This window comes from Pseudomonas sp. PDM05 (assembly GCF_014851685.1).
Classification (GTDB): Bacteria; Pseudomonadota; Gammaproteobacteria; order Pseudomonadales; family Pseudomonadaceae; genus Aquipseudomonas.
Map to the genome: position 1 here is coordinate 813,798 of NZ_JACVAC010000001.1, position 12,447 is coordinate 826,244.

At 62.8% G+C, this 12,447-nt stretch carries 10 protein-coding genes; 7 read left to right on the top strand and 3 right to left on the bottom strand.

Going from position 1 to position 12,447, the window contains the following annotated elements; translation table 11 throughout:
* Positions 1–3: 3 nt before the first annotated feature.
* From IB241_RS03850 to IB241_RS03860, 3 genes are all read left to right on the top strand, one after another.
* Entirely contained in the window at positions 4–753 is a 750-nt protein-coding gene (locus tag IB241_RS03850) for an AraC family transcriptional regulator (RefSeq protein WP_192297033.1), read from the top strand.
* 98 nt (positions 754–851) lie between these two features.
* Positions 852–1,736 carry a DMT family transporter gene (locus tag IB241_RS03855; protein WP_192297034.1) on the top strand — a complete coding sequence of 295 codons (885 nt, stop codon included), beginning with the start codon at positions 852–854 and terminating at the stop codon, positions 1,734–1,736.
* A gap of 132 nt (positions 1,737–1,868) precedes the next feature.
* A complete protein-coding gene (locus tag IB241_RS03860; protein WP_192297035.1) occupies positions 1,869–2,150 on the top strand; it encodes a hypothetical protein in 282 nt (93 codons plus the stop codon).
* Between the two features lie 33 nt (positions 2,151–2,183).
* Here IB241_RS03860 and IB241_RS03865 read toward each other — a convergent pair whose 3' ends face one another.
* Positions 2,184–2,471, bottom strand: coding sequence for a SelT/SelW/SelH family protein (locus tag IB241_RS03865; RefSeq protein ID WP_192297036.1), 288 nt, complete (start codon positions 2,469–2,471; stop codon positions 2,184–2,186).
* Between the two features lie 84 nt (positions 2,472–2,555).
* Between IB241_RS03865 and IB241_RS03870 the strand changes: the two genes are divergently transcribed.
* Positions 2,556–4,745 (top strand): patatin-like phospholipase family protein, encoded by a 2,190-nt coding sequence (locus IB241_RS03870; protein WP_192297037.1) that lies wholly within the window; start codon positions 2,556–2,558, stop codon positions 4,743–4,745.
* Between the two features lie 135 nt (positions 4,746–4,880).
* Here IB241_RS03870 and IB241_RS03875 read toward each other — a convergent pair whose 3' ends face one another.
* Both IB241_RS03875 and recQ read right to left on the bottom strand, forming a co-directional pair.
* Positions 4,881–5,315 (bottom strand): MarR family transcriptional regulator, encoded by a 435-nt coding sequence (locus IB241_RS03875; protein WP_192297038.1) that lies wholly within the window; start codon positions 5,313–5,315, stop codon positions 4,881–4,883.
* 121 nt (positions 5,316–5,436) lie between these two features.
* Positions 5,437–7,563, bottom strand: a complete 2,127-nt coding sequence (recQ, locus tag IB241_RS03880) for a DNA helicase RecQ (protein WP_192297039.1) — start codon at positions 7,561–7,563, stop codon at positions 5,437–5,439.
* 265 nt (positions 7,564–7,828) lie between these two features.
* Between recQ and IB241_RS03885 the strand changes: the two genes are divergently transcribed.
* From IB241_RS03885 to IB241_RS03895, 3 genes are all read left to right on the top strand, one after another.
* Positions 7,829–8,416, top strand: coding sequence for a YecA family protein (locus IB241_RS03885; protein ID WP_192297040.1), 588 nt, complete (start codon positions 7,829–7,831; stop codon positions 8,414–8,416).
* A 20-nt stretch (positions 8,417–8,436) separates the two neighbouring features.
* Positions 8,437–8,820, top strand: a complete 384-nt coding sequence (locus tag IB241_RS03890) for a YbaN family protein (protein ID WP_192297041.1) — start codon at positions 8,437–8,439, stop codon at positions 8,818–8,820.
* Between the two features lie 119 nt (positions 8,821–8,939).
* Positions 8,940–12,410: a PAS domain-containing hybrid sensor histidine kinase/response regulator gene (locus IB241_RS03895; RefSeq protein WP_192297042.1), complete on the top strand. Its 3,471-nt coding sequence runs from the start codon at positions 8,940–8,942 to the stop codon at positions 12,408–12,410.
* Positions 12,411–12,447 lie beyond the last annotated feature (37 nt).

Sequence of the window (12,447 nt, forward strand, 5' to 3'; positions counted from 1 at the left end):
GCGATGAGACCGATCCTCACGCTACGCCATTACACCACCGCCCCGATTGCCCACAGCCACGAGCATGCGCAACTGGTGTTCGGCCTGTCCGGGCACCTGGATTTCGAGGTCGATGGCCGTGGCAGCCAGGTGCGGGAAAGCAGCGTGATGGTGCTGCCCTACGACGCCCACCACGCCTGCGACAGCCGCGACGGCAGCCGCTGCCTGGTGCTGGACGTGCCCACCGAACACTGGGTGCTGCAATCCTTGGGCGAGCACGCCGACGCCAGCCGCCGTCTGCTCGATCAACCGGCGCGCCTGGCCTTGGACGCCCGGCAACACCAACTGGTGCAATGGCTGGCCCGCAGTCCGGTGGACGACCCGCTGATCGTGCAGCAAGGCGCGGTGTTGCTGCTGGCCAGTCTCAATCATCCCCAGGAGCAGCCGCTGGCGGGCAAGCGCTTGCCGTATGCCGCGTTCAATGCGCACATCGAACGCCATGTCGCCCATCCCTTGCAGGTCGCCGACCTCGCGCGCATCGCCGACCTGTCGGTGCCGCGCCTGCATGCGCGGTTCGTGGCCGAATGCGGGCAGACGCCCATGGACTACATCCGCAGCCGACGCCTGCAACTGGCCCTCGGTTTGCTGCGAAGTACCCCGCTGCCCATCGGCGAAATCGCCGAGCGAGTCGGCTACAGCTCGCAAAGCGCGTTTGCCGCCGCGATGCTGCGCGAGTTTGGCGCTTCGCCAGGCGCGCTGCGACGTTCAGCGTAGAAGAGTCCTGCGCTAAAAATCGCGAGTCGTACGACAGACACCCACGCCTGCAACCCCCTAGACTGGGCTTCTGTCACCTCGTTGTTTCAAGGATCGCAATGACTCCCCGTTCAGCCCTCGGCGCCCTGCATATCGGCGCATTGATGTTTGGCCTCACCGGCGTATTCGGCAAGCTGGCGGCGGCGTCGCCGGCCATTATCGTGTTTGGTCGCGCCGCGTTCGCCGTGCTGGCCCTGGCGGTGTTCGCGCGTTTCGCCAGCAATGCCCCCTGGAAACACCTGGAAAGCCGCGACTGGCGCCGGCTGCTGGTCAGCGGCGTATTGCTGGCGGCGCATTGGGTGACGTTCTTCATGGCGGTCAAGGTCGCCGGCGTGGCCGTTGCCACGCTGGGCTTTACCGCGTTCCCGGCGTTTACCGTGATCCTCGAAGGGCTGATCTTCCGTGAACGCATCCGCGCCAACGAAGTGCTGCTGGTGGTGCTGGTCAGCATCGGCCTGGTGTTGGTCACGCCAGACTTCAACCTCGCCAGCGCGGCCACCGGCGGCTTGCTCTGGGGCATCGCGTCGGGGCTGCTGTTTTCCCTGCTGTCGCTGAACAACCGCGCCAGCTCCGGACGGATTCCGGCGGTGCAGGCGGCGCTGTGCCAGAACGTGGTGGTCGCCGCCCTGCTCTTGCCCGTGGCGGCGCCTGGTCTGGCGGACGTGCGGGGCATTGATTGGCTGTGGATCGGCCTGCTCGGGGTGTTCTGCACCGGCCTGGCCCACAGCCTGTTTGTCGCCAGCCTCGCGGTGATCAAGGCGCGCACCGCGTCGGTGGTGTTCGCCATGGAACCGGTCTATGGCATCACCGTGGCCTGGCTGCTGTTCGCCGAAACCCCGACCTTACGCATGTTGCTCGGTGGCCTGCTGATCATCGTCGCCATTGTGCTGTCGGGGCTGATGGGCAGTGCGAGCCAGGCCAAACAGCCCGCGACAACGGCCTGATCTATACTTTAAACATCCGCAACAGCCAGTAGTCGTTCAACGGGTACCCGACAGCTCGATGACAGCCCTGGTGTTTTCCGAAGTTGCTGCAAGCGAGTGGTCACCCCATTAACGCGATGCAGGAGCTTTACCATGGAAATGCTCATCAACTTGTTGGTTCAAATCATCAGCGGCGCAGTCGGTGGCAACATCGCCGGCATGACCAAACAAAGTATGGGGACCGGGCTCAACACCTTTCTCGGCGGTATTGGCGGATTGGTACTGGGCCAGATTGTTTCGGCACTCACCGGCACCGCCGGCACCGAAGCACTGGATGTGGCAGCGGTCGGCAGCAATATCGTCGGCGGTGGCGTCGGCGGGCTTGTGCTGACGTGGGTCATCGGCTTCATCAAGCAAAAGCTCGACGCCAAATAGGTGCCCGGCCACCGCCCTCAGGGGCGGCGGCCTTTACGACGTGCGGTCGTTGTGCCCGAGGTCGCGTTGCGGGTCGATCCTGTCGCGCACGCGCTGCTTGAGCACCTTGGCTTCGGGGAAACCGCCATCAAGCTTGCGCTCCCAGATCTGCACGCCGTCGCAGGTGATGCGAAATGCGCCACCTGTGGCCGGCTCCAGCGCCACCCTGCCCAAGTCATCGGCGAACGTGCTCAACAGTTCCTGGGCCAGCCACGCGGCGCGCAACAGCCACTGGCATTGGGTGCAATAGGTGATGACGATCTCGGGTTTGCGCGTGGACATTGTTTGACAGGCTCCTGGCGTAACGGGCTTGGGGGTTCGGGTGGCTATAATACCGGCCTTTATCGCCCAGCCCCGAGATTCACGATGCGCCGCCTGTTGTCCTGCCTACTGCTGTGCCTGCTCCCCCTCCTCGCCCAAGCCGTTGAAAGCCCACGCCCGAAAATCGGCCTGGTGCTCTCCGGCGGCGCCGCCCGAGGCCTGTCGCATATCGGCGTGCTCAAGGCCCTGGAAGAACAGGGCATCCAGATCGATGCCATTGCCGGCACCAGCATGGGCGCGGTGATCGGCGGGCTGTACGCCTCCGGCTACAAGATCGACGAGCTGGAAAAGCTCGCGCTGAGCATCGACTGGCAACAGGCCCTGTCCGACGCGCCGCCACGGGAAGACGTGCCGTTCCGGCGCAAGCAGGATGACCGCGATTTCCTGATCAAACAGAAACTCAGCTTTCGCGACGACGGCAGCCTGGGCTTGCCACTGGGTGTGATCCAGGGCCAGAACCTGGCGTTGCTGCTGGAAAGCATGTTCGCCCACGCCAGCAACACGCGAAATTTCGACAAGCTGCCGATCCCGTTTCGTGCCGTAGCCACCGACATCACCACCGGGGAAAAGGTGGTATTTCGCAAGGGCCATCTGCCCCAGGTGATCCGCGCCAGCATGTCGATCCCGGCGGTGTTCGCCCCGGTGGAACTGGACGGCCGACTGCTGGTGGACGGCGGCATGACCGACAATATCCCGCTGGATGTGGCGCGGGAGATGGGCGTGGATATCGCCATCGTGGTGGACATCGGCACCCCGCTACGTTCGCGCAAACAACTGGCAACGGTGGTGGACGTACTCAACCAATCCATCACCCTGATGACCCGGCGCAATTCCGAAGAACAGCTCAAGGACCTGCACCCCAAGGACGTGCTGATCCAGCCGCCCCTGGCCGCCTACGGCGTGACCGACTTCGGCCGCGCCAAGGACATGATCGACGCCGGCTACCGCGCCACCCGCGCCCTCGACTTACGCCTGGCGCACCTGCGTCCCGCCGCCCCCATCGACGCGCAATTGATCGCTGCACGCACGCCGGGCGAGCGCACGCCAGTGATTACCGCGATCAACGTGGAAAACGACTCCAAGGTCAGCGACGACGTGATCCGCTACTACATTCGCCAACCCTTGGGCGAACCGCTCAACCTGGGGCGCCTGCAAACCGACATGGGCACCTTGTACGGCCTGGATTACTTCGAGCAAGTGCAATATCGCGTGGTGAAAAAGGGCCAGGACAACACCTTGGTAATCAGCGCACGGGGCAAGCGCGCCGGCACCGACTACCTGCGCCTGGGCCTGAACCTGTCGGACGACATGCGCGGCGACAGCGCCTTCAACCTCGGCGCCAGCTACCGCATGAACGGCATCAACCGCCTCGGCGCCGAATGGCTGACGCGCGTGCAGATCGGTGATCGCCAGGAGCTGTACAGCGAGTTCTATCAACCACTGGATACCGGTTCACGCTACTTCGTCGCACCCTACATCAGCGCCCAGGCGCAGAACGTGGAATTGATCCTGGACAACGACCCTATCTCCGAATACCGCCTGGAACGCTACGGCTTTGGCTTGAACCTGGGACGCCAGATCGGCAACAGCGGCGAAATCCGCTTTGGCGTCGGCGAAGCCTGGGGCAAGGCGGATGTGCGCATCGGCGACCGCGACCTGCCGAGCGTGAGCTTCAGCGAAGGCTTCTATGAGCTGAAGTACTCCTTCGACTCCCTGGATAACGTGTACTTCCCCCATACCGGCGAAGACATCGGCCTGGCCTACCGGGAATTCGAACCGGGGCTCGGCTCGGACCAGCGCTACCGCCAGTGGGAGTTCAAGCTGGACAAGGCCATGAGCAGCGGCCCGGACACCCTGATCCTGGGCGGGCGCTACGGGCGTACGCTGGATAAATCCGACGTGGTGATTTCCAGCTTCCTGCTGGGTGGGGCGCGACAGTTGTCGGGGTTTCGCGAAGATGCCATCTCGGGACAGAACATCAGCCTGATGCGCGCGGTGTATTACCGCCGGCTGACACCGCGCTCGTACTTGCCGCTGGATTTCCCACTGTACCTGGGTGCGTCAGTGGAGCGCGGTCGGGCGTGGAACAACGACAACGAGTTCGACAGTGGGTATATCAACGCGGCGAGCGTTTTCCTGGGCTTCGATACGCCGTTGGGGCCGCTGAATTTCAGCTATGGGTTCAATGATGACAATCAGAAGGCGGTGTACCTGAACCTGGGCCAAACCTTCTAGAAAGCCGAACACAAAACCAAATGTGGGAGCGGGCTTGCCCGCGAAGGCGGTGGATCAGCCAATGAATCTGTTGACTGACACACCACATTCGCGAGCAAGCCCGCTCCCACAGTTTGATCTTAGTCGTATCCGCAATCAGGACTTTTCCAGGTTCGCCAGGATGTGCCCGTGCACCCGCATGCACACGCGCATATCCTCTTCATCCACGCCTACAAACAGCTCACGGCGCAGTTGCGTGGCAATTGTCTCGATCTGGTCGATCAACGGGCGCGCGGTATCACACAGCAGGATGCGCTTGGCACGGCGGTCTTCGACCACCGCCTGGCGTTGCACCAGGCCTTGGCTTTCCAGGCTGTCGAGCAGCCTGGCCAAGGTTGGCCCTTCTACGCCGACACTTTGTGCGAGCTCACGCTGGGTAGGGGCTTCTTCGAACCGGGCCAGGTGCAACAGCACCAGCCAGCGTGCCTGGGACAACCCCAGCCCCGCCAGACGGCGATCCAGTTCGGCGCGCCAACCTCGGGACATTTGCGCCAACTGCATGCCAAAGCGGTGTTGATCGGTTAACGGCATAAAAAACTCATGGTTTAGACTGAAAATAAAGTGTGGCTAATTATTAGTCAGCTAAGCATGAGCCCTGCCAACAGGCAAGAGGTGCTATGTACTGATTCGTTACATTGTCGTAATTGGCACACTAAATTTCGAATTCAGACTGCAAAGCGGCACGCACGCAGTACAAAACCCCTTCAGGCACACGCCCGGTGAACAACGGCGCGATCTCCGCCACAGGTGGCAATTCGCCCTCTCCGTCAAGGAACGCGTCCTGGATTTCGCCGAGCAGATCCTCCGGCAGATCAAGTGCCTGTTCCAGCGACAGCTGCTGGGCGCCAATGGACTCCGCCAAAAGGGTGTAGACGTTCTTCTCCGAACATTGCAACTGGCCGGCGATCTGGATCGGCGTCATGCCGGCGCGCGCCAGGCTGATCAGTTCGTGGCGAATATCCGCGACTTCCTTCGGCGCTTCGGCCTGGCCACCGAGCACTTCGAGAAACGCCTGCCCATAACGCTCCAGCTTGCGCGCACCCACGCCACTGACCCGGGCCATTTGCGCCATCGTTGTCGGCTGCTCGCGCAGCATCTCCAGCAAGGTGGAGTCGGGGAAGATAACGTACGGCGGCACGCTGTGTTCCTGGGCCAATTTGCGCCGCAGGGTGCGCAAGGCTTCCCACTGTTCACGCTCTTCGCCACGCACCAGTTGGCTGGCCTGGCTGGTGCTGGTCTTCGCAGTGGTTTGCGGCTTGAGGTCGCGGCGCAATTCAAGGCTGACTTCGCCCTTGAGCAGCGGCCGGCAACTGTCATTCAAGCGCAGGCCGCCATAGCCCTCGATGTCGATGTCCACCAGGCCACGCGCGACCATCTGCCGGAACAGCGAGCGCCACTCCCCTTCGGCGCGGGCCTTGCCAACGCCATAGACCGAGAGTTTTTCATGACCGAAGCTGCGGACCTTTTCGTTGTCCTTGCCCAGCAGCACATCCACCAAATGGCCGACGCCATAACGCTGGCCGGTGCGATAGATGGCGGACAAGCCCTGGCGTGCCGGCTCGGTGGCATCCCAGGTCTGCACGCCATCGGTGCAGTTGTCACAATGGCCACAGGGCTCGGGCATGTCTTCGTCGAAATAGGCGAGCAACGTCTGGCGGCGGCAGCGGGTTTCTTCACACAGCGAGAGCATGGCGTCGAGCTTGTGCTGTTCCAGGCGTTTGTGACGCTCGTCGCCTTCGGAGTTTTGCAGCATCTGCTTGAGCATCACCACGTCTTGCAGGCCGTAGACCATCCACGCATCCGCCGGCAGGCCGTCACGGCCCGCACGACCGGTTTCCTGGTAGTACGCCTCAAGGGACTTGGGCAGGTCCATGTGTGCCACAAAGCGCACGTTGGATTTGTCGATCCCCATGCCAAACGCGATGGTAGCAACCATGATCAGGCCTTCCTCGTTGAGGAAGCGCTTTTGGTGCGCCGAGCGCGTTTCGTTGGGCAGGCCGGCGTGGTACGGCAACGCCGGGTAGCCCTGCTCGCAGAGGAACGCCGCGACTTCATCGACCTTCTTGCGCGACAGGCAATAGACGATGCCCGCATCGCTGCGCCGCTCGGAGAGGAACGCGAGCAGCTGCTTGCGCGGCTGCTCCTTGGGCACGATGCGGTAGAAAATATTCGGGCGGTCGAAGCTCGACAGGAAGCGCTCGGCGTTCTGCAAATGCAGGCGCTCGACGATTTCTTCGCGGGTGCGTTTGTCGGCAGTGGCGGTCAGGGCGATACGCGGCACATCGGGAAACAGCTCGGCCAACTGGCCCAGTTGCAGGTATTCGCGCCGGAAATCGTGGCCCCATTGCGATACGCAGTGGGCTTCATCGATGGCGAACAGGGCGATTTCCAGGCTCTGCAGGAACGCCAGCATGCGCGGCTGTACCAGGCGCTCGGGCGCCAGATAGAGCATCTTCACCTCACCGCGCTTGATCCGCGCGGCCAGGTCGCGCTGCTGTTCGGCGCTGAGGGTGGAGTTCAAGGACGCTGCGGCGACGCCCAGTTCTTCCAGGGTCGCAACCTGGTCGTCCATCAACGCGATCAGCGGCGACACCACCACCGCCAGCCCGTTGCGCAACAGCGCCGGCACCTGGAAGCACAACGACTTGCCGCCGCCGGTAGGCATCAGTACCAGGGCATCACCGCCACTGGCCACGCGCTCAATGATCGCACCCTGGCGGCCACGAAAACTGTCGTAGCCGAAGATGTCCTTGAGGACGCGTTGAGCCTGCTCGAGCATGTAAAACTCCAAAATATCGCCGAAATCCCTCTGTACAGGCTGGCCGAAAAAATCCGTCCTCACGGGAAATAATCCGTAAGCGAAGTTTTCGCGGGTTGGCGCTTGGCCTGCAGGGGCATCACAAAACGCGGCAGTATACCCGAGCGACACCCGGCAAAGGGCGCGGCTGACGAATAGCGGCCGCGATCTAATCTGCCATGCGGCTGGCCTGGGCGCTCAAGAAAGCCTAGAATTCAGCATCGTTTATTCCCAAGGTAGTCCTTCAATGTCCTTCGCTGAGCAACTAACCCGCCTGCAAGCCTTCCTCGACGCCGATGAGCTGCATGACGAGGCGCTGGACTACGTGGCCGCCCACGGCTACCTGACCGCCCTGTCCATCTGTGCCGAGCCTGTTCCTGATCGTGAATGGATCGACGCCCTGTTCGCCGAAGAGCCGCACTACGCCGACGCCGCCCAGCGCGAAGAAATCGAATCGACCCTGATCGCCCTCAAAGCCCACATCGGTCGCCAACTGGCCTCCGACGAGGAATTCGAGCTGCCGTGCGACCTGGACCTGGGCGAAGAGCCGGACGACTCCGACTTGCGCGGCTGGTGCATCGGCTTCATGGAAGGCGTGTTCCTGCGCGAAGCCGCCTGGTTCGAAACCGCCGAGGAAGAAGTCAGCGAGATGCTGCTGCCGATCATGGTCGGTTCGGGCCTGTTCGACGACCAGCCAGAGTTCGCCGACATCGCCTCCGACGCCAACCTGATGGACGACATGATCGTACAGATCCCGGAAGCCCTGACCGCCCTGTACCTGCTGTGCAACGCCCCTGACGAAAAACCGGCGATCCTCAAGCCACGTCACCACTGAGTCGTTTGCCCGTGACACCCATGGGCAATCGCTCGCCTCTCCTGCGTTACGTGCTGCTGGCCATCGGCTGGCTGAGCGTAGCGCTGGGGGTGATTGGCATTTTCCTGCCGGTGTTGCCAACCACGCCCTTCCTGCTCCTCGCCGCCGCCTGCTTCGCCCGCAGCTCTCCGCGCTTCTACCACTGGCTGGTGGAACACCCGCGCCTGGGCCCGTGGATTCGCGATTACCTGGACGGCAACGGCATCCCCCTCAAAGGCAAGGTCTACGCCATCGGTTTGATGTGGCTGAGTATCGGCCTGTCCTGCTATCTGGTACCTCTACCGTGGGCACGCGGCTTCATGCTGACCAGTGCCGTGCTGGTGTCGATCTACATCCTGCGCCAGAAAACCCTGCCGCCGCGCTAGACACACCCTGCGACATTCTCCCTCACACGACCTTGGTCGACACTGACTAACCCCATGCATCATGCGAGACTGTCCAACCGGGCCTGAAATGCCCGGGCGTTCTTATGCTCGGAGTTACCATGACGCTGTCCAGCGGGCTGATCGCCGCCGTTGCCCTGGCCTATATGGCCATTATGTTCGCCATCGCCTTTTATGGTGACCGCCGCCGTGCGCCGCTGCCGCCCCGCATGCGTGCCTGGGTGTACAGCCTGTCGCTGGCAGTCTACTGCACCAGTTGGACCTTCTTTGGCTCCGTAGGGCAAGCTGCCGAACAGTTGTGGGCGTTTTTACCGATCTACCTGGGACCGGTGCTGCTACTGGTGCTGGCACCTTGGGTGCTGCAAAAGATGATCCTGATCAGCAAGCAGGAAAACATCACCTCCATCGCCGACTTTATCGCCGCACGCTACGGCAAATCCCAATCCCTGGCCGTGGTGGTGGCGCTGATCTGCCTGGTCGGCGTACTGCCCTATATCGCCCTGCAACTCAAAGGCATTGTGTTGGGGGTGAACCTGCTGATCGGCGCAGGCGCCGACACCACCGGCACCCGCGCCCAGGACACGGCGCTGATCGTGTCACTGGTTCTGGCCCTGTTCACCATCGTCTTCGGCACCCGCAACCTCGACGCCACCGAGCACCACCGTGGCATGGTGCTGGCGATTGCATTTGAGTCGCTGGTCAAGCTGTTCGCCTTTCTCGCGGTCGGCGCGTTTGTGACCTACGGCCTGTATGACGGTTTCGGCGACCTGTTCAGCCAGGCGATGCTTGCACCGCGCCTCGACGAATACTGGAAAGAGACAGTCAACTGGCCGTCGATGGTGGTGCAGACCGGCGTGGCCATGATGGCGATCATCTGCCTGCCCCGGCAGTTCCATGTGACGGTGGTGGAGAACATCGACCCGCAGGACCTGCGCCTGGCCAAATGGGTATTCCCCGCCTACCTGATCCTCGCCGCACTGTTCGTCGTCCCTATCGCCCTCGGCGGCAAGATGCTGTTGCCCGGTTCGGTATTGCCGGATTCCTATGTAATCAGCCTGCCCATGGCCGAAGCGCATCCGGCCCTCGCCGTGCTGGCGTTTATCGGCGGCGCCTCGGCAGCCACCGGCATGGTGATCGTGGCGAGCATCGCCCTGTCGACCATGGTCTCCAACGACATGTTGCTACCCTGGCTATTGCGCCGTTCCAGCGCCGAGCGGCCGTTCGAAGTGTTCCGGCACTGGATGCTCTCGGTACGCCGGGTCAGCATCGTGATCATCCTTCTGCTGGCCTACGTGAGCTATCGCTTGCTGGGCTCCACCGCGAGCCTGGCGACCATCGGCCAGATCGCCTTTGCCGCCGTGACCCAACTGGCACCGGCGATGCTGGGTGCGTTGTATTGGAAGCAGGCCAACCGGCGCGGCGTGTTTGCCGGCTTGGCGGCGGGGACTTTCCTGTGGTTCTACACCCTGGTCCTACCTGTGACGGCGAAAAGTCTCGGCTGGTCGCTAAGTCTTTTCCCTGGCCTGACGTGGATGCACTCCCATCCGTTTGGCTTGTCCGTGACCTCATTGACCCTGGGCACCGTGTTCTCCCTGGCAGGCAACTTCACGCTGTTCGTGTGGGTGTCGATGCTGTCGCGCACACGAGTGTCCGAGCACTGGCAGGCCGGGCGTTTTATCGGCCAGGAAATCAGCCAGCGCGCCAACGCACGCTCGATGCTGTCGGTACAGATCAGCGACCTGCTCAGCCTGGCCGCACGTTTTGTCGGTGAAGAACGCGCCCAGCAGAGTTTCATCCGCTTCGCCTATCGCCAGGGCAAAGGTTTCAACCCCAACCAGAACGCCGACAACGATTGGATCGCCCACACCGAACGCCTGCTGGCCGGTGTGCTCGGCGCTTCGTCGACACGTGCTGTAGTAAAAGCCGCGATTGAAGGTCGGGAAATGCAACTGGAGGACGTCGTACGTATCGCCGACGAAGCCTCCGAGGTGCTGCAATTCAACCGGGCCCTGCTGCAAGGTGCGATTGAAAACATTACCCAGGGCATCAGCGTGGTGGACCAGTCTCTCAAGTTGGTGGCGTGGAACCGACGCTACCTGGAGCTGTTCAACTACCCGGAAGGCCTGATCAGCGTCGGCCGGCCGATTGCCGACATCATCCGTTACAACGCCGAGCGCGGCCTGTGCGGGCCGGGTGAGGCCGAAGTCCATGTGGCGCGTCGCCTGCACTGGATGCGCCAGGGCCGCGCGCACACCTCAGAGCGCTTGTTCCCCAACGGGCGGGTGATCGAGCTGATCGGCAACCCGATGCCGGGTGGTGGTTTCGTCATGAGCTTCACCGACATCACCGCGTTCCGCGAAGCCGAGCAAGCGCTCACTGAGGCCAACGAGGGCCTTGAGCAGCGGGTGACCGAGCGCACCCATGAACTGTCGCAGCTCAACGTGGCACTCACTGACGCCAAGGGCGTGGCCGAATCCGCCAGCCAGTCGAAGACCCGTTTCCTCGCGGCGGTCAGCCATGACCTGATGCAACCACTCAACGCCGCCCGGCTGTTTTCCGCAGCGCTGTCACATCAGAACGACGGCATGTCCAGTGAAGCCCGGCAATTGGTGCAGCATCTGGACAGTTCGCTGCGTTCCGCCGAGGACCTGATCAGCGACCTGCTGGACATCTCGCGCCTGGAAAACGGCAAGATCAACCCGCAGCGCCAACCCTTTGCACTCAATGAGCTGTTCGACACCCTCGGCGCCGAGTTCAAGGCCCTGGCCCAGGAACAAGGCTTGCGCTTTCGCGTGCGCGGCAGCCGTTTGCGGGTGGACAGCGACATCAAGCTGCTGCGGCGAATCTTGCAGAATTTTCTCACCAACGCCTTCCGCTATGCCGACGGCCCGGTGCTGCTTGGCGTACGTCGCCGCGAGGGCGAGTTATGCCTGGAAGTCTGGGACCGTGGCCCCGGCATTCCACTGGATAAACAGAAGGTGATCTTCGAAGAGTTCAAGCGTCTCGACAGCCACCAGACCCGCGCGGAAAAGGGCCTGGGCCTGGGCCTGGCAATTGCCGATGGCTTGTGCCGCGTACTGGGCCACCCGTTGCGCGTGCGCTCCTGGCCGGGCAAGGGCAGTGTGTTCAGCGTCAGTGTGCCATTGGCGCGCAACCAGGCCAGCCCACGGGTGTTGGCGACACCGGAGAACGGCCAGCCGCTGAGTGGCGCGCAAGTGCTGTGCGTGGACAACGAAGAGAGCATCCTGATCGGCATGCGCAGCCTGCTGAGTCGTTGGGGCTGCGAAGTGTGGACGGCTACCGACCAGGCGCAATGCGCGGCACTGCTGGCAGACGGCGTGCGTCCGCAACTGGCCTTGGTGGATTACCACCTGGACCATGGCGAAACCGGCACCGAGTTGATGGGTTGGTTGCGCGCGCAATTGGCCGAGCCGATTCCCGGCGTGGTGATCAGCGCCGATGGCCGTCCGGAGATGGTGGCCGAGGTGCACGCGGCCGGGCTGGATTACCTGGCCAAGCCGGTGAAGCCGGCGGCGTTGCGCGCGTTGCTGAGTAGGCATTTGCCACTGTAGCCAGGCCGTGCTCGATCTGAATTGTGGGCGGGGTTTA

What these genes read in the sequence shown, in the direction of transcription:
- IB241_RS03895 (WP_192297042.1), top strand. Translation starts at nt 8,940, where the DNA reads ATGACGCTGTCCAGCGGGCTGATCGCCGCCGTTGCCCTGGCCTATATG.
- IB241_RS03860 (WP_192297035.1), top strand. Translation starts at nt 1,869, where the DNA reads ATGGAAATGCTCATCAACTTGTTGGTTCAAATCATCAGCGGCGCAGTC.
- IB241_RS03890 (WP_192297041.1), top strand. Translation starts at nt 8,437, where the DNA reads ATGGGCAATCGCTCGCCTCTCCTGCGTTACGTGCTGCTGGCCATCGGC.
- IB241_RS03865 (WP_192297036.1), bottom strand. Translation starts at nt 2,471, where the DNA reads ATGTCCACGCGCAAACCCGAGATCGTCATCACCTATTGCACCCAATGC.
- IB241_RS03875 (WP_192297038.1), bottom strand. Translation starts at nt 5,315, where the DNA reads ATGCCGTTAACCGATCAACACCGCTTTGGCATGCAGTTGGCGCAAATG.
- IB241_RS03870 (WP_192297037.1), top strand. Translation starts at nt 2,556, where the DNA reads ATGCGCCGCCTGTTGTCCTGCCTACTGCTGTGCCTGCTCCCCCTCCTC.
- IB241_RS03850 (WP_192297033.1), top strand. Translation starts at nt 4, where the DNA reads ATGAGACCGATCCTCACGCTACGCCATTACACCACCGCCCCGATTGCC.
- IB241_RS03855 (WP_192297034.1), top strand. Translation starts at nt 852, where the DNA reads ATGACTCCCCGTTCAGCCCTCGGCGCCCTGCATATCGGCGCATTGATG.
- IB241_RS03885 (WP_192297040.1), top strand. Translation starts at nt 7,829, where the DNA reads ATGTCCTTCGCTGAGCAACTAACCCGCCTGCAAGCCTTCCTCGACGCC.
- recQ (WP_192297039.1), bottom strand. Translation starts at nt 7,563, where the DNA reads ATGCTCGAGCAGGCTCAACGCGTCCTCAAGGACATCTTCGGCTACGAC.